General features: G+C 47.1%; 19 protein-coding genes and 3 pseudogenes. 11 read left to right on the plus strand and 11 right to left on the minus strand.

Going from position 1 to position 20,152, the window contains the following annotated elements:
• Positions 1-7 precede the first annotated feature (7 nt).
• From CAGA_RS02825 to CAGA_RS02835, 3 genes are read left to right on the plus strand one after another with little or no spacing between them, the layout of a single operon-like run.
• Positions 8-640, plus strand: coding sequence for an HlyD family secretion protein (locus CAGA_RS02825; RefSeq protein WP_135657525.1), 633 nt, complete (start codon positions 8-10; stop codon positions 638-640).
• Between the two features lie 18 nt (positions 641-658).
• Positions 659-2,029, plus strand: a complete 1,371-nt coding sequence (locus tag CAGA_RS02830) for an efflux RND transporter periplasmic adaptor subunit (RefSeq protein WP_135657527.1) — start codon at positions 659-661, stop codon at positions 2,027-2,029.
• A gap of 43 nt (positions 2,030-2,072) precedes the next feature.
• Positions 2,073-3,095, plus strand: a complete 1,023-nt coding sequence (locus CAGA_RS02835; RefSeq protein ID WP_135657529.1) for a TolC family protein — start codon at positions 2,073-2,075, stop codon at positions 3,093-3,095.
• 109 nt (positions 3,096-3,204) lie between these two features.
• On the opposite strand, the gene CAGA_RS02840 is transcribed toward CAGA_RS02835, so the two are convergent.
• Both CAGA_RS02840 and CAGA_RS02845 read right to left on the minus strand, forming a co-directional pair.
• On the minus strand, positions 3,205-4,449 hold the full coding sequence (locus CAGA_RS02840; protein WP_135657531.1) for a metal-dependent hydrolase family protein: 1,245 nt from the start codon (positions 4,447-4,449) through the stop codon (positions 3,205-3,207).
• A 49-nt stretch (positions 4,450-4,498) separates the two neighbouring features.
• The gene (locus CAGA_RS02845; protein ID WP_407932299.1) at positions 4,499-5,941 is read right to left on the minus strand and encodes an APC family permease; all 1,443 of its coding nucleotides are present in this window, start codon (positions 5,939-5,941) and stop codon (positions 4,499-4,501) included.
• A gap of 291 nt (positions 5,942-6,232) precedes the next feature.
• Here CAGA_RS02845 and CAGA_RS02850 point away from each other — a divergent pair, with 291 nt between their 5' ends.
• The 6 genes from CAGA_RS02850 to CAGA_RS02880 all read left to right on the plus strand — a co-directional run bounded on the left by CAGA_RS02850 (position 6,233) and on the right by CAGA_RS02880 (position 12,048).
• On the plus strand, positions 6,233-6,946 hold the full coding sequence (locus tag CAGA_RS02850) for a LytR/AlgR family response regulator transcription factor (protein WP_135657535.1): 714 nt from the start codon (positions 6,233-6,235) through the stop codon (positions 6,944-6,946).
• Positions 6,946-8,265, plus strand: a complete 1,320-nt coding sequence (locus CAGA_RS02855) for a sensor histidine kinase (protein ID WP_243112933.1) — start codon at positions 6,946-6,948, stop codon at positions 8,263-8,265. Before CAGA_RS02850 ends, CAGA_RS02855 begins: the two co-directional genes overlap by 1 nt.
• 62 nt (positions 8,266-8,327) lie before the next feature.
• The gene (gene rlmD / locus CAGA_RS02860; RefSeq protein ID WP_243112923.1) at positions 8,328-9,494 is read left to right on the plus strand and encodes a 23S rRNA (uracil(1939)-C(5))-methyltransferase RlmD; all 1,167 of its coding nucleotides are present in this window, start codon (positions 8,328-8,330) and stop codon (positions 9,492-9,494) included.
• A 688-nt stretch (positions 9,495-10,182) separates the two neighbouring features.
• Positions 10,183-11,327, plus strand: a protein-coding gene (locus tag CAGA_RS02870) for an IS3 family transposase (RefSeq protein ID WP_135657541.1) whose coding sequence is annotated in 2 segments (ribosomal slippage) — positions 10,183-10,423 and positions 10,423-11,327 — 1,146 coding nt in all. Because the reading frame shifts where the segments join, the coding sequence is not laid out codon by codon here.
• 45 nt (positions 11,328-11,372) lie between these two features.
• Positions 11,373-11,717 carry a terminase TerL endonuclease subunit gene (locus tag CAGA_RS02875; protein ID WP_279221991.1) on the plus strand — a complete coding sequence of 115 codons (345 nt, stop codon included), beginning with the start codon at positions 11,373-11,375 and terminating at the stop codon, positions 11,715-11,717.
• Between the two features lie 13 nt (positions 11,718-11,730).
• The gene (locus tag CAGA_RS02880; protein ID WP_167875138.1) at positions 11,731-12,048 is read left to right on the plus strand and encodes a phage head closure protein; all 318 of its coding nucleotides are present in this window, start codon (positions 11,731-11,733) and stop codon (positions 12,046-12,048) included.
• Here CAGA_RS02880 and CAGA_RS02885 read toward each other — a convergent pair whose 3' ends face one another.
• The 9 genes and pseudogenes from CAGA_RS02885 to CAGA_RS02925 form a co-directional block, all read right to left on the minus strand.
• Positions 12,049-13,104: a restriction endonuclease subunit S gene (locus CAGA_RS02885; RefSeq protein ID WP_135657547.1), complete on the minus strand. Its 1,056-nt coding sequence runs from the start codon at positions 13,102-13,104 to the stop codon at positions 12,049-12,051. It lies immediately after the preceding gene.
• A complete protein-coding gene (locus CAGA_RS02890; protein ID WP_135657549.1) occupies positions 13,104-15,038 on the minus strand; it encodes an HsdM family class I SAM-dependent methyltransferase in 1,935 nt (644 codons plus the stop codon). Before CAGA_RS02890 ends, CAGA_RS02885 begins: the two co-directional genes overlap by 1 nt.
• 248 nt (positions 15,039-15,286) lie before the next feature.
• Positions 15,287-15,688: pseudogene (locus CAGA_RS02895) on the minus strand (recombinase family protein); the annotation flags it as partial.
• Positions 15,675-15,995 (minus strand): recombinase, encoded by a 321-nt coding sequence (locus CAGA_RS02900; protein ID WP_330566952.1) that lies wholly within the window; start codon positions 15,993-15,995, stop codon positions 15,675-15,677. The gene CAGA_RS02900 and the pseudogene CAGA_RS02895, both read right to left, overlap by 14 nt.
• A gap of 84 nt (positions 15,996-16,079) precedes the next feature.
• Positions 16,080-16,530, minus strand: a pseudogene (locus CAGA_RS02905) (hypothetical protein); the annotation flags it as partial.
• Positions 16,531-16,596: 66 nt separating this feature from the next.
• Complete coding sequence (locus CAGA_RS02910; protein WP_135657553.1) at positions 16,597-16,812, minus strand: hypothetical protein; 216 nt, start codon at positions 16,810-16,812, stop codon at positions 16,597-16,599.
• Between the two features lie 14 nt (positions 16,813-16,826).
• Positions 16,827-17,402 carry a DUF2815 family protein gene (locus tag CAGA_RS02915; RefSeq protein WP_135657554.1) on the minus strand — a complete coding sequence of 192 codons (576 nt, stop codon included), beginning with the start codon at positions 17,400-17,402 and terminating at the stop codon, positions 16,827-16,829.
• A gap of 13 nt (positions 17,403-17,415) precedes the next feature.
• Positions 17,416-17,847 (minus strand): annotated as a pseudogene (locus tag CAGA_RS02920) (DUF2800 domain-containing protein); the annotation flags it as partial.
• A gap of 326 nt (positions 17,848-18,173) precedes the next feature.
• Positions 18,174-18,623 carry an RNA polymerase sigma factor gene (locus CAGA_RS02925; RefSeq protein ID WP_135657556.1) on the minus strand — a complete coding sequence of 150 codons (450 nt, stop codon included), beginning with the start codon at positions 18,621-18,623 and terminating at the stop codon, positions 18,174-18,176.
• A gap of 445 nt (positions 18,624-19,068) precedes the next feature.
• Here CAGA_RS02925 and CAGA_RS02930 point away from each other — a divergent pair, with 445 nt between their 5' ends.
• On the plus strand, positions 19,069-19,896 hold the full coding sequence (locus CAGA_RS02930) for an NBR1-Ig-like domain-containing protein (protein WP_135657558.1): 828 nt from the start codon (positions 19,069-19,071) through the stop codon (positions 19,894-19,896).
• A 23-nt stretch (positions 19,897-19,919) separates the two neighbouring features.
• Entirely contained in the window at positions 19,920-20,120 is a 201-nt protein-coding gene (locus CAGA_RS02935) for a helix-turn-helix domain-containing protein (RefSeq protein ID WP_135657560.1), read from the plus strand.
• The last annotated feature ends 32 nt before the right edge of the window (positions 20,121-20,152 follow it).

The following is a 20,152-nucleotide window of genomic DNA, read 5'->3' on the forward strand; positions in this document are numbered from 1 at the left end:
TACATATATGAAAAAGTTTAAGAAAATAGGAATCATCCTGCTTTTCGTCCTGGTTATCGGCGGCTGTGCAGGAGCATTCTACTATTTTTCGGTCAATGCCAATCTTTTGAAAACAGACAACGCGAAGGTAACGGCGAAAATGTACACCGTAACCGGCACATCCTCCTCCAAGCTTTTGGAATGGGATGTTTCAAAGGGAGACTTTGTTGTGAAAAATCAGGTCCTTGGCCGCCAGGAAATACTGCCGAACATTACTTCTCCGATTAACGGCACGGTGGTCAAAAGCGACGCCATTGTCGGCCAGCTTGCGGGCCCGACGACCCAGCTTGCCGTTATCGCGGACACCGACGATATGTATATCGGCGTGAATATTGAAGAAACCGAGATCGCGAAGGTGGCGGTGGGACAGAAGGTGGATGTGACCATCGACGCGTACGGAAAGCGCGTGTTTTCGGGAAGGGTAACGGAAATCGACACCGTCACCCAGACCTATTTCAGCAACGGGATGACCAGCTTTTCCACCAGCGGGGACTATACCAAGGTAAAGCAGTTGATTCCGGTTAAGGTTGTCATCGACAACCCGGACGAACTGCCCCTTATGTATGGCATGAACTGTGAAGTTGCCATCCATCTGCATTGAGCAAGGAGGGATAGAACCATGAAAAGAGGAATTTCCATCATCCTGTGCGCGGCGGTGCTTCTCACCGTCCTGACGGCGTGCAGCGGGGCGGACGACAGGCTCAGCGTGACAACCGCAAAGGTGAAAAGCATGGACGCGCTGGCAAGCGCCGATTACAGCGGGGTAATCCATTCACAAAGGACCATGGCGGTTATTCCCGCAGTTTCCGCCAAAGTAGTTTCCGTAAATGTAAAAATAGGGCAAACGGTGAAGGCGGGCGACGTGCTGATGCAGCTCGACACCTCCGATGCGCAGCTTGCGCTGAAGCAGGCGCAGGCAGGGCTTGACACCGCGAAGGCAAACGAGCAGAAAATCGGTTCCGCGGCAAGCAAGCAGGCGGAGCAGCAGGCGCGCCAGGCACTTTCCGCAGCGCAGAACGAGCTGCGCGATTCCACCGCAAATTACAACATGGTGAAAAAGCAATATGACCAGAATCAACTGACCGCTTCAGCCCAGGCGGCTTACGATAAGGCAAAAAGCGACTATGAAAAGACGAAGCTCATGGTGTCGACCGGGGCGGCAAGCCAAAACGATTTAAAAAATGCGCAGAACGCGCTGAACAGCGCGAGCGCGCAGCTGGAAAGTGCGAAAGCCGCTGCACAGAACACACTGAACGCGGCGGATACCCGCAGGAGGAACGCGCAGAGCGCGCTGAATACCGCGCAGCTAAACTATACCCTTACCATGCAGGCGATCAATCCCAATAACGAAGCCGCGGCAAAGGGCAGCGTAGATTCTGCAGAGGTAGCCGTTGAAATCGCGCAGAAGCGCATTGACGATTCCACGGTCAAAGCTCCAATGGACGGGACCGTGGGCGCGGTGAACGTAAAAGAGGGCGACCTTGCTACCCCGCAGAGCGCGGCTTTCCAGATTACCAATAATGCGGTCATGGAAGTCTCTGTCAACGTGACCGAGTCCATGGTTCGGAAGCTTTCCGTCGGCGGGAAGGCCACCGTATTCCTTGCGGCAACCGGGGTCAAAACGGAGGGGACGGTTACGGAAATCGCTTCCATCGCTTCTTCGGAAAGCGGGATGTTCCCGGTGAAGATTTCCATTGTGAACGCCCAGAACCTGAAAGACGGCATGCAGGCAAGCGTGCATTTTTCCAACACCGGCAGTACCGGAACCGTTCTGGTTCCTACCCGTTCCGTTGTGAGGCGCGAAGGGAAAACCTATGTCTTTGCGGTGCGCAGCGGAAAAGCGGTCCGGGTGGAGGTAACGCTTGGGGAAACGCATGGCGCGTATGTAGAGGCGAAGGGCCTTGGCAGCGGCGACGAGGTCATTGTTCAGGGCGTTAATAAGGCCAAAGACGGTGTGAATCTGCATATCGTTTCCCATACAAACGGATAAAGGAGGAGTTTTTACGAAAAGGCGTATATTATCCTGTCTGCTGATGATTAGCCTGCTCATCGGCGCCTGTGCTCCCGCGGCTTTTGCGGCGGACGCATGGGATGTAAAAAATGTAAGCTACGATGACATTGAGGATCTGGTAGAGGACTGTGTGAATTTCACCGACGCGGTTAGCGAATTGGAGTCCGCGTCCAGTTCGCTCAGTAGCTATGCCGCGACGCTCACAAGCCGGTTGAGCACATTGGAGCCGGGGAGCACGGAATACCAGTCGGTTTCCAACCAGCTTGCCCTTGTAAAGGCCAGCCTTATTCAGATCGGCGCCACCACTTCCATCCTTCAGCAGTCCATGGGCGGCAAGAACACTTCGCACGATGTGACCGTAATTGCCGCGAAAAGCCTGTTTATATCCTTCAACAGCCTTCGCGACCAGCTTAACGAGATGCTCCGGAAGCAAACCGTCTTCAATGCGAACCTGAGCAATATCCGGCAGCTGCACGATGGGGGTTATGTCAGCGACCTAGAGCTTGAACAGACCAAGGCGCAGGGGGATTCTCTGCAGGCCAACATTCAGGCCATGCAGTCCCAGCTTGAAGCGCTGAAGCGCAGTTTCAACTCCATGCTGGGCAGGAACTACAACCATTCCCTCGATATTCATCCCCTTCCGTTTGCTAGGCTGAGCGACGTCAGCAAAATCAAATTTAAAGACGATCTGGCGGATGCCCTTGCGATTTACCCGGGGGACACCTCCGGTTCTGCCTATAAAAATCCGGATTACGACGAGGAAAAGGGCAGTTTTGCCGCGTCGTTCCGCAAGCTGTATGACGCGGTGAACGACAAAAACAATCTTCTTGCGGTGGAACAGAAGGCGCTGGAAGTGGAGCAGAAAAACTTCGACGCTTCCAAAAAGCTGTATGACGCCGGGTTGCTTTCCCAGCTTTCCCTTATCAATGCGCAGGATCCGCTCGATACCCAAAGGGCAAAGGTAAAAGCGGCGCAGACAGCCCTTTTTTCGGCTTACGAGAAATATCAGTGGGCCGTTCAGTATGGCATTATCAGCGAAAGCTAAGTCCCTTACAGATTAAAAAAGGAAAACAGGGCGGAAACCGGAGAAAGCTGCCGGTTCCACCCTGTTTTCTTAAAGGCGTTTGTATGGGTCGAAATGGAATTCAGAAAGCTTATCCCTTTATCACCGCGCCTTCCTTCATAATCACCTCCATGTTGTCCACATGGATCGCACGGATATTCTCCAGCGGGTTCCCGTTAATTACCAGAAGATCGGCAAATTTGCCTGCCTCCAGCGTACCGGTAACATCGCCGACCTTGAGCATTTCCGCGCCGATTTTCGTGGCGGCCATGATGGTGTCCATCTCGGAAATTTGCGCTTTTTCCACGAAGGAGTACATTTCGCCGATTGCGGTGGTGCCGTAAGGCGTCAGGCTGGAGCAGAAGGAGTCGGAACCGATGGTCAGGCCGATGCCCTTTTCCTTTGCTTTACGCAGGTTTGCGTAAACACGGTTCAATTCCTTTTCGGCAACGGTGTCTCCGGGATATTGGTCATGAACTTCCGGAATATACGGCGGGGCGTAGGATTTGAACCATTCGTTCAGGAACTGGATGGTCGGGCAGAAGTAGATGCCCTTTTCCGCCATAATGTCCAGACATTCGTCGTTGAGGGTCTGTCCGTGAATGATCAGATGTACGCCCGCTTTTGCGGAATCCAGAGCGCCGCCGTAGCCTTCTGCGTGGGACCATACCGGAATGCCGACCATGTTGCATTCGTCAACGACTGCCTGGATTTCCTCAAGGGTGTAGTGCTGGTGCAGCTTCTGATCCCAGCGCCAGATGCCGCCGCCCGTCGACCAGATTTTAATCGCGTCCGGGTTTTCGCGAAGGCGTCTGCGAACCGCCTTGCGCAGTTCCCACGGGCCGTCTACGCGCTCTGCCCAAGGATGGGACTGCTCGTTATACCAAAGGGGCAGCTTGTGACTGTCGCCATGGCCGCAGGTGCGTGCAAAGCCAAGACCGGTGGCGACCACGCGGGGGCCGGTCATAACGCCCGCTTCGATCATATTGCGGATATGCAATCCGGAACGGGAAATTTCACCAACGGTGGTCAGGCCGTGCTCAAGGCATTCGTGCGCCTGCTGAACGGCGACGACGGTCTTTTGAATCGGGTCTTCAAGCACCCAGTCGCTGTCGTTGTCCGTCAGGTTGCCGGAAAAATGCAGATGGGTGTCGATTAGCCCCGGCATAATGGTTTTGCCGGAAATATCCCGCACTTCGTAATCCGGGCCGAATTCTTTTTTCGGGCCGGCATACTCGATTTTTTTGCCGTCAATCAGCACCAGGGAATCTTTTATTGCCTCCCTGCCGGTGCCGTCGATCAGCAAACCGCCTGTAAACGCTGTCTTTTTACTCATAAAAATTCCTCCTGTATCATGATTCTATGTTAGAAATAGCACACACTATTTAAGCCTGGGCCTTTTTCCTGCTGGACAGGATGCTCAGGAGCAGTCCGACCGCCAGCCATCCGAAAACAATGGCCCATTCCACCGGCTTCAAAGCGGCCGGGCTTGCGGGAACAACCAAAAGCCCAATGATAATTGAGCCGGCTACGCACGCCGCGCCGATCCCAAGCTTTCCGCCGGGCACTTTGTAGGGGCGGTTCAAATTCGGTTCAGTTTTACGCATTTTCAGGCATGCGAAACTGACCATCGTGCAGGAAAAGATGAAAGCCAAAGCGGAAACGTTGGTCAGCGGGACAAGCATTTTATTGCCCAGGAACGGGCCCGCGAGGGTCAGAACAGACATCAGGATATTGGCTGTGACGGGAGTCCCCTTTTTCGGGTCAAGCCGGGAAAAAGTTTCCGGAAGCTGTCCTTTCCGCCCCATGGCAAGCATAATACGGGTCGATGCCCCGTAGAACGAGTTCATGGGACCCATGGGCCCCATGGTTGCGATGCACAGCATGACTACATAAAGAACAATGTTGATAGATTTCAGGCAGGCAAGCGCCGGAACGGAGCTTTTTACAAATTCGGTCCACGGGATAATGGAGCCGAAGGAATAAATGCAGATCATGTAGAATCCGCCGGAAGCAAGCAGCGCAAGGCCGATAATCTTGCCGAATTTATTCCAGTCCAGCCCTTCGGCGGCCTCTTCGGCCTGCTGGGGAATGGTGTCGAATCCGGCGTAAAAGAACGGGGTCATTACGAGAACGCTGAGGATTCCCGCGAAAAGGTTGTTCGCATCGGTGCTGGAAGCCGGGCCGTTTACCTTGCTGAAAAACGGCTGGATGTTCTGCGGGCCGCCCTTGAAAAGGGAAATCCCCATTGCAAGCACCATGCCGGCCAGTAGCGCTTTGGTTAAAAAGGCCTGCAGTTTTGCCGCGGAGGAAGCGCCTTTAAAATTCAGGCTGATAACATAGACCGCGAAGCAGAGCGAAATCAGGGTCGGGAACAAATAGACGTCTGCGCCGAGAATGGTGTAAAGCTTTACGCTGCGGAGAACCGGAAAGAATTCACCGAATTTTTCGGAAACCAGCGTGGAAATCGCGATGGCTTCCCATGGGCAGAGGATTCCGTTCCCCAGCGCCAGAAGCCAGCCGGTATAATACGAAACTTTCGAACCATAGGTCCGATCCACATATTCCACAATACCGCCCGAAATTGGGATTGCTGCGGTCAGTTCGCCGAATACCGCACCGATCGGCAAAAGAAACACCGCGCCGGCCGCGAACGCGATAATGGCCGCAAGGGGGCCTCCTCCAATGATCATCCAGTCGCCTACCAGCAGAACCCACCCGGTTCCGATGATCGCGCCGAAACCAATGGTGAAAAAGTTCCACAAGGAAAGTGTTTTTTTCATCCCATTATTTCCTGCGGGCGTTTTTTCCGCTGAATGTTTTGACATGAGCATATCCTCCTCGATAAAATTTGTATAACAAACGGATGGCAGTACATCCGTATGCCTTGGTTTTCTAGTGTGCAGAAAGTTGCACATAAGATAGCACAGAGAATTGTCATTTAGCAACATAATTTCGTGAATTTACCTATAAAAGACATCTTTGTGATACCATTTTTCTAAATTTATATCAATAAAATTTAAAAAATAGGGAGTTTTTTTGTCAAAATCGAGTGTCAAGCCTTGTTCTTTTTTTCCGAACTGTTATAATTAAAACAACATGGAAAAGGAGGACCCGCAATGTTCTTTATCGCCCTGTGCGACGATAGTCAGTACGACTTGGATATTTTAACGGGTTATTTAGCGGAGCTGAAAAAAGAGCATATACCCGTTGAAACGACGGTGCTGAAGAATGGGGAAGAACTGATCGCGTTGCATGAACGAGGCCATCGGTTCGATCTTCTGATACTGGATATGTTCATGAAACCGCTTAATGGAATAGAAACTGCCGAACAAGTCCGGCAGTATGACGAATCGGTTCCGATTCTGATTGTGACCGCAACCGAAAAGTTTGCGGTGGACGGGTATAAGGTGAATGCCCGGCGTTACCTTCTGAAACCGGTGGAGAAAGAGGATTTCCTAAATGAAGTCCGCCAGGTGCTGGACCGTTCGGAACAGCTGAATGAAAATTACTTCACGTTTACCGGCGACAGCGGCGTTACCAAGGTACGTCTGCATGACATCTGCTATTTTGAATCACAGGTGAGGACCATTACGCTGGTTACCTTGCAGGAGCGGTACGAGTTTTCCGGAAAGATAAGTGAAATCGCGGAGCAGATGACGCCGTATCATTTTTTCCGGGCGCACAAGAGCTTCGTCATCAATCTGGAAAATGTGCGCAATGTCTATAAAGACGTCATTACGATGAATGACGGGCATCAGGTCCCTTTAAGCAAGCATAAAGCAAAAGAATTCCGCCAAAGTTTTTTAGAGTATACGGAGGCGCAGCTTTGATGAATCCAAACCTCCTGCTTACCGAATGCTTTCTCTCTTTGGCGGAAACCATCATTTTAAACCGGCTTTACGCTGCGTTTCTGACGATGAAGAAGCAGGTGACGCAGACATACAATTTGCTCGGCCTTTTGTCCTATTTTATTTTTCAGTTCATATCGTACAGCCTCAACTGCCCCCTGTTTTCAACCGCGCCGTTCTACCTGATCTTTACTTTTATTCTAGCGGTTGTGTATTTTGAAGAGAACCTTCAGATTAAAGCGCTTACTTGCTTTTTGTTCGTGATTCTGAATTACGCCGGGAAGCTTTTCGCCGTTTATTTTATTTTGGGAAAGCTGGAAAACCAGACGCTTCCGGCGCTTCCGTCCGACCTGGTGTTGGGGGCGGAAACGCAGATTGAAGCCTGCCTGTTCTTCCTGCTTTTTGTAGCGGTTATTCTTCGCTTTCGGAAGCTGCGGCTTGAAAATAAGATTATCCCCTACACGCTTTTCGTCTTTTTGGCGCCGACAGGCGTGCTCTATATTGTAACCCGGGTTTTTACCCATTCGCTGGATGGGAACAGCCTTCCGTTGTACGGTGATGCCGCGGTCCTGCTCATCTGCATGGCGCTGGCGGTGTTTTACCTGCTGGATAAAACGGTTGTTCTGGACGAAACAAGCGAACGCTACGCGATGTTCCGCAAAATGCTGGAAATGCAGGAAGATTACTATACGAATCTGGAAGCCTCCCAGCGGGAAGTGATCGCAATACGCCATGATATCAAGAACCATATGCGCTGCGTTTCCTCCATGCTGAAGCTCGGCCAATGCGAGGAGGCGCAACGCTACATTTCCTCCGTATATCAGGACATTTGCGATACAAAGCTGCCTTATCAGAGCGGGAACGTCATTATTGATATTATCATCGCCCAGAAGCTGGCCAAAATTGAGGAAATGGGGGTGGCGCCCTCGGTATCCGTTTTTCTGCCGCCGTCGCTGCCCATTGAAAACGTGGATTTATGTATCCTGTTCGGGAATCTCCTGGACAACGCGATGGAAGCGCTTGAAAGGATCGATGACCCGTCGGTCAAGAAAGATTTGTCCATCGATGCGAGGATAAAAGCAGACTGCCTGTTTATCAGAATATCCAATACCTATAACGGCTATGTGCGCAAGGAAAACGATGTCTACCGCTCCGTGAAAACGGGCGGAGGAATCTGCGGCATCGGGCTTTCCAACGTGCAGAAGGTAGCGGAAAAATATCACGGTACCTGCTCCATACAGCATGACAGCCGAACCTTTACCGTGTCGGTTATGTTGAATTTGGCACAGCAGGAATCCTGAGTTTTTGTTCATAATAAAATGGCAGGCTTTTCATAACAGAAAATACGATGGGAGTTAACACAGTGACAGATTTAACGGAAAAAACAGCCCCATGTCCGCTTTATCGCAAGTGTGGGGGCTGCCAGCTTCAGAATATGACGTATGCCCGGCAACTTCAATGGAAACAGAATCGGGTGGAGAAGCTTCTTGGAAAATTCCATGCGGTCAGCCCGATTTTAGGCATGGAAAATCCGTACCATTACCGCAACAAAGTGCAGGCGGCGTTTGGTACGGACAGAAAGGGAAAGATTATTTCGGGCGTATATCAGTCCAGCACGCACCGGATTGTGCCGGTCAACAGTTGCCTGACGGAGGATGAAAAGGCGGATGAGATCATCGGCACCATTCGGGACCTGATGCCCGGGTTTAAGCTCCAGCCCTACGACGAAATGACCCGCCGCGGATTTCTGCGCCATGTGCTTGTAAAGCGCGGGTTTTCAAGCGGGCAGATAATGGTTGTCCTTGTCGCGGGAACGCCGGTATTCCCATCGAAAAACAATTTTGTCAAGGCGCTTTTGAAAAAGCATCCCGAAATTACAACGGTTCTTTTGAATGTAAACAACCATTTTACCAGCCTGGTCCTGGGCGAGAACGAAAAGGTCTTGTACGGGCCGGGAACCATAGAGGATACCCTTTGCGGCTGCGTATTCCGCATTTCCGCCAAATCCTTTTATCAGATCAATCCGGTGCAGACCGAGGCCCTTTACGGCAAAGCCATGGAGCTTGCGCGGCTTACCGGGAAGGAAACCGTGATCGACGCTTACTGCGGAATCGGAACCATCGGGTTGATCGCCAGCCGGCAGGCGGGGCGCGTCATAGGTGTGGAGAACAATAAAGATGCGGTCCGCGACGCGATCGCGAACGCGAAGCGAAATATAATTCGAAACGCTTACTTTACCTGCGCGGACGCAGGTGAATTCATGCTGGAAATGGCAATGGAAAAGGAAACCGCGGACGTAGTCTTCATGGATCCGCCGCGCGCCGGAAGCGACGAAACCTTTTTGTCCTCGCTTGTGACGCTCAGCCCCAAAAAAGTTGTTTACATTTCCTGCAATCCCGAGACACAGGAGCGCGATTTGCTGTATCTGACAAAATGCGGCTACCGCGTTGAAGCCATCCAGCCGGTGGATATGTTTCCGTATACGAATCACGTGGAGACGGTAGTATTGATGTCACGAGATGTAGTATGAGAAAAAGAAATCACGGTATAAAAACACAATATATAGAAGCGGTCGATATGTTTCCACAAACGCATAGGTTGAGACAGTAGTATTGATAACGCTATATTAAGCACACAGAAATATATACATTTTGCCTTATTATGCCAGCATGTAGCACCTGTTTTATGTGGAAAATTACGAGTGACATCCATATCGACCACTCACGTTGAAACGTGCGTATTGATGTCAAGGGCGAAAGAGTGATAGTGTGAAAAAGCCTTATAAATCAATGCTTTTCACACATATGGGTATGAAACCCATTGATTGAAAACATGATTTTTTCACTATACGGAAATAAGTCCATAAAGGCCTTATTTGATAGTTAAGTGGTCAGGTTAGATGTCATAGCCCCGCGAGTGTACAGGTTAGATGTCAACCTTTGTGAGTGGACGATTTAGATGTTTTTTCGGAATTTTTTGAGGTTGTGTGGTCAGGTTGGATGTACAGATGTAAAAAAGTGAGAGCTGCTTTATAGAAAGGAGATTTCTTAATGAGAGATTTATATGAGAAATTTGCTTATGACTATGACGAATTTGGGCCAATAGAAGAGTATTTAGGTGATGAGGAAACATTTTTAAATAAAATTGTAATGGTATACTGAACTTGTAACACTTCTGCCCAATAGATTACAATATCTATTAGAAAAGAGGAGTATATCATGCAAACAATTACAGAAGAAACCAAGAAAAAAGTTGTAAAACTACATATTCAGGATGGCCGCACAATTTCAAGCCTCGCTGCTGAATATGGAATCTGTCACGCTACCGTTTCAAACTGGGTTCGCGCTTACCGTGAAGAATGCCAAACAAATGATGCCGCAAAATCAGAGTACAAATTAATGCAGGAAAATCGGAAACTTCGTCAGGAGCTTGCAGAAGCAAAGAAAGAAAACGACTTTTTAAAAAAAGCAGCGGCATTCTTTGCGAAGGAAATCGATTAGTGGCATATCGATTCATTGAAAAACATCACAAGAATTTTGGAACACGTTGGCTGTTAAAACGAATGGGGATATTTCCAAACGCATACTACAATTACTTGAAACAAAACAAAGTGGCTTATCGTGCGAAAAGAAGCGAGATTTTCCGTGAAATCAAGGATATCTATCATGAATTTGGTGGAATTCTTGGACATAGGAGCATGCGTGTCTTCCTTGCAAGAAAGCAGATATTTTTGAGCAAAACTACAGTTCACAAATATATGAACAAAGAACTTCATCTACAGTGTGTCTGCCGCCGTAAACGCCCTGGGTACAAAAAGGGACATGCTCACACAATCTTTCCAAATCTCTTGAAACGAAACTTTGTGGCAGACAAAGCCAATCAGGTCTGGTGTACAGACTTTACATATGTTTTTCTTACCAACGGTTTCATGCGCTACAACTGCACCATCATTGATTTGTATGACCGCAGTGTGATTGCAAGTGAAACTGGCAAATGGATTACGAGCGATTTAGCAATCATGACTCTTGAAAAAGCCCTTCATTCACAGAAGAAGAAACCTGAGAATCTGATATTACATTCCGACCAGGGTAGCCAATTTTCTTCTATTCAATTCATCAGTTATTGTCAGAAGCACGGCATCACGCAGAGCATGAGCGCTGCAGGGTGCCCTTACGACAACGCTCCGATGGAACGTTATTACAATACTTTTAAGGCGGAATTGATAAATCGATTCAACTTTCGAACCGATGAAGAATTGACACATGCTATTTCAGAATATGCATATGTTTGGTACAATCAGGTTCGTCCACTCTCATACAACGATTATCGAACGCCATATGAAGCAAGGTATGGATTGGCTTAATTTAGACAGTGGTGTTACAAAATTGCTTGACCATTACAATACGAACTGTTCCCGGCATGGGTTTACTATGACAGCTATTCGGCGCGGTACTTTGTCGAGGAAATGACACTGCAGGGCTTTAATATGGTCTGGTGCATACAGGGGGCAAAAACTCTGTCGCTGCCTATGCAGATGTTAGGCGCAGACTTACAGGCGCATAAAGTCATATACAACAACAACCCGGTTTTGAAATGGTGCCTGACGAACACAGGCATTCAGACCGACCGCAACGGGAACATTGTACCCATAAAAAATCAATCGCCCCGGCAACGGATTGACGGGACGGCGGCTTTACTTGATTGTTATGTCGGGCTGTATGAGCATTACAACGAATTTACGAATGCAATTTAAAGGGGAATGCGCATTGAAGCTGAAAGATAAGAAAATAGAGGTTTTAGCCGTCACGCATACAAAAGACCCGGACGGCTATTCCATAGAAACCTTAACACCGATAGCCCCGCCCATGTGGGCGTACTTCCGGCAGCTTTCCGGCAAAGAGGTTTACGCCGCCATGAGTGTACAGGCTACCGAGGAAGTCCAATTTGTGATTAACTGGCGCGGCGACATCACGACCGCTCATGTTATACGCTACAAGGGCGTTTTGTACGATATTACCCGCGTGGACACGTTTGAGGGGTACAAGCAGGATTTAACGCTGTATTGTAAAAAGCGTGGTAGGTAATTATGCGGTAATTGTCAAAGCCTTTTGTTGCAAATATTCAAGACGGATTTTATAATAAATTTGCTTAGCATATTCTTCCATATAGATCCAATCAGGCAAGCCGCTTTCATCAATGGGGAGTAGTAAAAACTGCCTATGCATTCTCTTTTCATTAAACTTATATCCGTATGTATACTTATTCTTTTGCTGTAATATCATTGTTTTTAAAAATAAATATATATACGCATTGCCTTGTCCATTTTTTAGTTTAAAGCGCTTTACATCGTCAGAAAAAATACAAGTATATGGATGATAAAAATTTTCAACGACACTACCATTATAATTTACACCTAAAACGTTGCTATCTTCTGATACATTGGTGTTTGATACGAATTCTGTAATACCATTGTTATTATCTGTTGCACCGATAAAAGGCTTGTTACCACTTAGCATATCGGCTCTTGTTAAGCGCTTACCCGCGCCAATGGTAAATATATCACATATACGGAATTCTCGCCATTCTTTTTGATTAAGTGGTGGAAGCGCCCCCCCTATTTGAATATTTTTGCCGATATAATCAATGTAATTTTGTATGATTTGCCGCTCCCGCTCTTTTATATACTGTTCCATAAAAGTGTAATCGGGTTCGCCTTTGTCAGTAATGGGGAGAAGAATTTTACTTCTTTTTAGTCGAGTTAGCGTTGCGCCATTTCCCCCCCAATTAAAAACTGAAAGTGTATTTTTTAATATTGGTAAAATAAACTTTGCATTATACCTGTTTATTTTAGAATTTCTTAGAACCTGAATGTTTTGGCCAGTATAAAAAGCATTATCTTGATAAAATGCTGTCTGGGTATCTAATCCAATAGTAATACAATTGCCCCCGTCGAGTTGATATCCCTCTTGTTTACAAACGAAGTCGTTTATTCCATTGTTAGTATCAGTACGAGTTATATATGGATAATGTCCTGCAATACGTTTCAGCTTTATTTTGTCTATACTGCTTGAAGTGGATTTAATAGAAAAAATATCTGTCAACTGAAATGTTTTCCATTCTCTATCATTCAATGAAAGCATTATTGTTCACCGTCCTTTGTGTTGAACAGATACCCGCGCCCGTGGGTAATCATATTAAATTCAAACGTCAAATAGTCGGCAATACTGTTTAGAAAATCCTGTTCAGTGGGTATTTCATCATTGTAATAATAGAATGAATGCAACCATTCGTCGCTATCTTCAACCATGGTTTCTACCATGAAATTTGATGGACAATCGGTAATTTTACCACGCCAACAATCGAGCAGATATTGTCGCCTGTCTTTTGCACGTTCAGTTTCTACCAAACCAAGATGTTTTTTTACTTCAAATCCGTCGTCCTCAAAGTTAATAAACTTTGACAGTTTCTTTGCCGGGTGTGGTTCTCCAGCCGTGAAAACGGCTATGCAAGGAACCGTTCCGACACGGTAAAAAGTATCTTTATTCAGACTAATAACACCCTCTAATGTGTGGTTTTTCAGTATTTCTTCCTTAACAGCTTTATCTTCCTTTGTTTTGCCAATCATAGCGGAAACAGGAACGATAACGGCAACTCGACCGCCGACCGTTACGCAATTCAGCAAATGGCGTACAAAGCAAAGTTCGGACAGATGCGCGGTTTCTTTGCTCTTTGCTTGCGAATAGGGCGGGTTCATCATTCCGACGGTAACACCTTTTAACTGAATGTCACCGGGTTTCTGTTTGAAAAAGTCGTCACAAATTAAATTGCTTTGTCCATCGCCGCGCAAAATCATGTTTGTTGTGGCAATAGAAAACATATCGTCACGAATTTCAATGCCATGTATTTGCTTTTTCTTTATATCCTTGCGCTGTTGTTCGCTGCTTGCAGCTTGCAACATTTTGTGCATTCCTGAAATTAAAAAACCGCCCGTGCCGCAGCAAGGGTCAAATAAAACGTCCGTCGGCTTTAAATCTACCAATTCGCAAAACAGTTCAGTAATATGGCGTGGTGTGAGCACAACGCCCAAAGCCTGTCCGTCGCCGCCGGAATAAGAAACAAATTCACCGTAAAAACGCCCTAAATAATCTTCTGGAGAATTGGAAATAATTGCCTTAAAAATATTTCTATTTATGTATTCTGCAAAAAACTTCAATGGCGTTTTTGCGAGCCTTTTCCCGTCAGAATCAGTTTCCATGTCATCACGCACAGAATTCAGTTGCGGACGGTCTTTTATAAGCGTAAATTGATTAAGGACACGTTCTTTTTTTACTTCTGGCGCAACATTCGCTCTTTTTAAGTTATTTTCCAATTGCTCATAGAGCTTTGCACCGTCAGTTTTCACCGTGTCCCCAGTTAACTGGTCAAGATTGAAACCGTATTTTTGTTCACGCAAAGCAAGAAGAATAGCGGATACGACAAGCGGCTTTTCATCTTCCCCCAAGCCGCCATAATTTCGCAGATATTCGTGAAGTTCTTTTGCTTTTTTCAGAATGTCGCCAAGTTCAATATCTTCCGGCGGAATTTCCTCTAAAACAATGCGTTTATAATATTCTTCTATATTGCTTTCAGAAAAGTTTTCAAATGTTTGCACGTCAGGCAATTCTTTATAGCCGTGTTCATCAACAAAAAGTGGGCGTAGAATATGGTGCTTTTTGTCGCCTGCATTTCCAAAAGCAAAAACTTTTTTAAATGAAGTCTGCTCAATAATCTTTTTTGCATAGAACAAAGCACCATTTACGGCATAATCAGTTGTGGCGGCAACGGATTGAGAAATCTGACCGTTTTCCATTAAGCACAAATTTGTTCTGTCAGCCTTATCTTCCATAACAAGAACAAAGTCGCGTACGACCGCTACATATTCCGGGAAACCTGTTTTTCCTGTTTGATGTTTTGAAGCGGTTTTCAAGGCATTATCAATTTCAAGAATATTACTACCTTGCGTATCTGCTCGTATTCCTGCTTCTTTCAGCAAGTCATGTATAAATAAATCAAAATTTGCTTCTTTTTTTGCCATAATGCAGCGCCCCATATCAAATATTTTGGGATATATCCGGGCGTGCAAAAAATGCGCGGACATAAAAACCCATAATTTATTATACTTAAAATCGAAATGAATACAATGGATAAAGTGTAACAATTTTAATTAGTTGCTTACTTTCTTCAAGTATTATTTAGCAGATTTAAGCGACAAACAAGCGGCAAAACAAGCATTAAACAGGCTAAAAACCTTGATTTTACTGGGTTTTTAGCCTGCTTTATTTATTCCTTCTCAAAATAGACCGGAATGTTCTTGTCCTTCAGCTGGCGGATATATTTCAGGCAGTCCAGCGTGTTTCTGGCAAATCGGCTGATGGACTTGGTGATGATCATATCGATATTACCAGCCATACATTCGTTAATCATGCGGTTGAATTCCTCGCGCTTCTTGGTGTTGGTGCCCGGGATGCCGTCATCCGCAAAAATTCCCGCCAGTACCCAGTCAGGGTGACCTTGTATGTAGGCGGTGTAATGTTCAATCTGTGTTTCATAACTGGTGGCCTGCTCATCACTGTCCGTGGATACACGGCAGTAAGCTGCAACGCGGAGCTTTGGCTTTTCTTCATCTTGGCTTTTTAGCACGTGCTTCCTTGCCGGAATCACAATGACGCTTTTACTTGCTGCCATTCTTGTTCACCTCCGTTTCAATTAAACTGTAGGCGTATTCCGCCTGCGCGAAGGGGTCGTCGAATTCCTCTGTTCCTTCTTTCATTCGGAAGACAGTAGGATAGATGGCCTCTTTTTCTTGCTTTGGCTTTCGATTACGGCCGAGCATTTCCGACCGCATAATTCGTTCTGCCTCGGCAGTGTTGAAAATGTCTTTGTCAATGATCGCCGGATAAAACTCATCACCGAGATATCGTTTGTTGCGGAGAATCCTGCCGATGCCCGAATGGAAGCCTTTAATGCCCGCTTTCTTGGCGGCTATTGCCAATGAATCGCCGCTCAGGTAGGATTGAAATAATACTTTTATTTGCTCTGCAGCCTCTTTGTCAATTATGGCTTTTCCATTCTACCTGCGGCCACCATTGGATTTCGTGGGGATGCAGGGCTGGCAGAAATATTTAATGAGGTTCCTCGGTGAGCTTCTGCTTTTCAAGCCCAAGAACTGCACCTACACCTTCCAGCGACAACGGCAATCCCATTGTTGCCGCCCATACCATTGAGCAGCGCCACTGCGACGGTTTGAGATATTCACCGGTCGGTAGCCCAAGGAAGCGGGAGAGGCAGATACGTTCGAAATTGGCATTGAAGGCCCATTTTGTTACAGTATCGTCAGTTAGTGCAATCGTGATTTCATGTGGGAGCTTCTCTCCGCAGGCAAGGTCAATGACCTGAACAGGACCACCGTCAACACTATAACTGAACAGAAGAATCTCGAAGTCAGGAGCCTCTACATATTTATAAACGCCGCATTTGGAGAGCGGTGCGCTGCTGTAGGTTTCGATATCAATAGAGAGTGTTTTCATTTACACCGTTCCTTTCAATTGGCCAAATGGGTGGCAGGATTGCTCCCACCACCCACGAGCCGGGTCTTACTTGTTTAGCTGCTCCATGCGCTTTTGATGATACTCCTCATCGCGGGCGTCGCGTTGCTTTTCAAGCTGGAGCCTTTCAGCTTCCCACTGAGCGTTGCGCTTTTCACGCTTACGATCTTCGACAATATCAAGGATGGAACGGATGATCCAAAAAACCGCCAGAGCAAGGTAAAGGCTGAGAAGAAGAATGCAGAGAATCGTTGTAGTTTCCATAGTCGAGTTCCTCCTTAGTTCAGAAAATCGTCGTCGTTCTCGGACGCGAAGTCGTTCTCTGCGCTTGTCTTGCCGCCAAGAGGCTCGCCGGCGCGGATGAGCTGCAGGTTATTGAGACCGCAGGCAATACCCTTGTTGCCATTGCTGTTGAAAGCATAGAAATTGATGCTGGCGCGGCCGTACACTCCGGAGTACACCTCAGAGCGGGTGATGACAGGGTTGCGATCAGCGTCCACGATACCGGGTGCTGTCGTGGAGTTGGCATTGATGAAGTAAGCGTTAGCATAAGCCGGATCATCAGGGCGCTCGACGTCACCGTCACGAAGCGGGTTTTTAATTGCGGCCAGAGGCGGCACTGTCTTGCCGTTTCCCTTGAGCTTGGACTCACCTTCGCGATAAGCAGCTTCGATGGCAGCCTTCAGCTTGGCGACGGCCTTGGTGTCGGACTTTGGTATAATGAGGCTGACACTGTACTTCGGAGTGCCGCCGTTGATGGATTTCGGCTCCCAGACGTTGGCATAGGACCAGCGGGTATCGGGACCAGTGATAACTTTCATGGGGTTGTTGACCTTGTTCGTATTGTTAGGCATATGATTGTCCTCCTTAATTTTCATTAAAATCGGCTGCTGCCGTTGACATTGCCGGGCGTTTATCGTTCTCCGGCACAAGAGTGGGTTTGCCTTGCGGCTTTTCAATGTAGGGGCTTAAGAGTTCATCAAAGCGGGATTTTCCGAGCAGTTTCTGCATGGCTGTGACACCGAGCACCTTGCGCTCATACGGGTCGAAGCTTGCGTGCTCGACGACATCGGCGACAACCGCGTCGTTAACGTATTTCCTGTTGGAACGGCCCTCGACCAGCTTCCAGCCGGCCCATTTTTTGCCGCTGATTGCCTGCTGCAGAGCGTAATCCTTGATATCAGATGCCCAGGATACAAGCTCATCTACCTTAGAGAGAATATCCTCGATGTCCTCATCTGTGAGGAGCGGCGGAAGCTTGAACTCATACTGCGCCAGAGCAAGATTCGCTTCAGTTCTTCGATAGACGCAGCCATTTCGCTCATTTTGCTCATCTCCTTTTCCTCCTTCCATGTGTTGACTCTGATCGGCAAGTATCGTCAGTTTTCTTGCCAGACGTTTGGATACTACACTAATTGCGGTCAAAACTTCTATGAGCTCTCCGTCTACAGCGCGGGTCCGGGTATCGGTTCCATACATCTCGTTCACCTCCTTGGAAGGAGCGGTTTTCGTTTTTGCTCTTTCCACTACCCACTGGAGGGGAGGAGGTCGTTTTGACGAAGAAAACGAAAATATTTTGAAAAAATATCTCCGACCGTTTTATGGGACGGCCGGAGATGTAGGATTTAGAATAGGTCCGGGTATTCGCGCTGCAGGAGTTCTTTGGCCTTCTTTAGGCGGGAAAGAAATGTGGTACGCGGGATACCAATTTTGTCAGCAATCTCTGCACCGGACATTCCGGCCATACGCAGGTCGCCAATATGACGGGCTTCCGGCATGATCTCTGCGAGACGCTGTAATAGCATGTCCAACATGATCTGGTCGGTAACGACATCTTCGATGCTGTCGCTTGGATCGGCGAGCTTGTCCAGCATGGAGAACTCCTCGCCGTCGCACATCCAGTGCTTGTCCTTTGGGCACATGTACTGGCGATGTGCGTGGGCGCGTTTTCTTGTAGCCCAGATGTCGCGGTAGTAGGCGTAGTACTGTGTTTCGGTAACTTCGACCCACTTCTTTTCATGGGGCAGGTAGATCTTATAGACACGGGTTTGGCTCTGGTTTACTTTGGTTGACATTAATAATTCCTCCGTTTTTCGTTGTCTCGAAACGGAGGAATTCGCTGCTCAGCTGAAAAAGGCAATAAGAGCCAGACCGCAGTCCATCACAGATTTCTCCGTTTCGGATTGCAGCTTCCTGTTCAGTAGTCAGCTGTTCGTTATTCGTTTGTTCACCTTGCTACGCTGAACCATCCGTGATCAGTAGATGCACTTAGAGGTGATTTCAAATGACAAGAACGTATTTTTAGCCTTGAATAGTGAGTTTATGACTTTTTATAAACATCTTGGTCGGCAAGAGTGGATTTTTACATAAAGATGCGATATAATATGAAAGTCAATATCTCACATTGGAAACACAGATAAGCAACGCCCTGCCATCTGTAATAAGAATAGCAGGGTGCAAAGGGACTAAAAATTGGCCTTTAAGGGGACTAAAGGGACTAATTAAGGGACTTTCTCGGAGGTGATTACAATCAACTTCTCCCAGTATTGCAAAAACATATATCCTTATTGTCAGCAGATATCCAGCCAAGGTTTATTTGTGAGCAAGTTGTTTGTAGCTGGTGGGAGTTCTTATTTCTCTGCATCAATCACTGCTGACAAGGAATATCAGAAGAAACTGTACAATGGTTCGAAGCCGCTGACACAAAATCTCAAGGATTCATTTCCAGCAAATATTCAGTTGGACGCGTTGGTTGGTCTATTTGAAAAGCATTTGAAGGATGATAAGGTTAGACAAGCGATGACAGCATTTGCAATACCGGTTTCACTCGAACCAGCGAGAGATACCTTTTCTCGGGCTCTTGCGCTTCAGTTCCGTAACCTCATAAAAAGTTATGATAGCGATGTTGATGATATCGTGGCAATGGAATATCAAAGACTCCTCATTGAGCCAGCTGATGAAAAGCCACAGTCTTTGGCTCCGTTGTATCCCGGTGATGGCGCTTATGTTCTCGAATTTCTACCGATGCGGATATATTCAAAGAAGTGTTATGAACAATTTGACCACACATGGGTAATCCGCAACACCGGTAATCAAACATGGCGTGGCCGAAAACTAGTTTTTGTTAACCATGCCGATGTAAGACCGAGAACCGAAACAAACTACATCGAGATACCAGATGTAGCTCCAGGTAAAGATATAAAAATAACCACGAGCTTTGACACTCGTGGTTTTGAAGGACATTATGATTGTTTGTGGGAGATGCAGGATAGCGAGGGTAACGATTGCTTCCCAAATAACAAAAGGTTATTCAACGTTACTATCGAATCCAAGTTCGAAATAAAATAGACACTCATTTGGAGGTTAATAACGTGAGCGATAAAAACATTGAAAAATGGTCTACTTTAAAGGAAGTACAGGAGTATCTTGGCGTAGGCCGCGAAACTATTCTGCAATGGATCGCAAAAAGGAATATGCCCGCCTATAAGGTGGGTAGGCTTTGGAAATTCAAACTGTCCGAGGTTGACGACTGGATTCGTTCGGGCGGCGCTGACGACAGGAATGCAGAATAAGTCCGTTTTATGGGACAGACCAAAATATAAAA

Source organism: Caproiciproducens galactitolivorans (assembly GCF_004768785.1).
GTDB classification, from domain to species: domain Bacteria; phylum Bacillota; class Clostridia; order Oscillospirales; family Acutalibacteraceae; genus Caproiciproducens; species Caproiciproducens galactitolivorans.

Excerpts from the sequence above, each read along its gene's own strand:
- CAGA_RS02915 (WP_135657554.1), bottom strand. The coding sequence starts at position 17,402 with ATGCCTAACAATACGAACAAGGTCAACAACCCCATGAAAGTTATCACT.
- CAGA_RS02840 (WP_135657531.1), bottom strand. The coding sequence starts at position 4,449 with ATGAGTAAAAAGACAGCGTTTACAGGCGGTTTGCTGATCGACGGCACC.
- CAGA_RS02835 (WP_135657529.1), top strand. The coding sequence starts at position 2,073 with ATGATTAGCCTGCTCATCGGCGCCTGTGCTCCCGCGGCTTTTGCGGCG.
- CAGA_RS02910 (WP_135657553.1), bottom strand. The coding sequence starts at position 16,812 with ATGGAAACTACAACGATTCTCTGCATTCTTCTTCTCAGCCTTTACCTT.
- CAGA_RS02845 (WP_407932299.1), bottom strand. The coding sequence starts at position 5,941 with ATGTCAAAACATTCAGCGGAAAAAACGCCCGCAGGAAATAATGGGATG.
- CAGA_RS02825 (WP_135657525.1), top strand. The coding sequence starts at position 8 with ATGAAAAAGTTTAAGAAAATAGGAATCATCCTGCTTTTCGTCCTGGTT.
- CAGA_RS02830 (WP_135657527.1), top strand. The coding sequence starts at position 659 with ATGAAAAGAGGAATTTCCATCATCCTGTGCGCGGCGGTGCTTCTCACC.
- CAGA_RS02850 (WP_135657535.1), top strand. The coding sequence starts at position 6,233 with ATGTTCTTTATCGCCCTGTGCGACGATAGTCAGTACGACTTGGATATT.
- CAGA_RS02855 (WP_243112933.1), top strand. The coding sequence starts at position 6,946 with ATGAATCCAAACCTCCTGCTTACCGAATGCTTTCTCTCTTTGGCGGAA.
- CAGA_RS02925 (WP_135657556.1), bottom strand. The coding sequence starts at position 18,623 with ATGTCAACCAAAGTAAACCAGAGCCAAACCCGTGTCTATAAGATCTAC.
- CAGA_RS02890 (WP_135657549.1), bottom strand. The coding sequence starts at position 15,038 with ATGGCAAAAAAAGAAGCAAATTTTGATTTATTTATACATGACTTGCTG.
- CAGA_RS02885 (WP_135657547.1), bottom strand. The coding sequence starts at position 13,104 with ATGCTTTCATTGAATGATAGAGAATGGAAAACATTTCAGTTGACAGAT.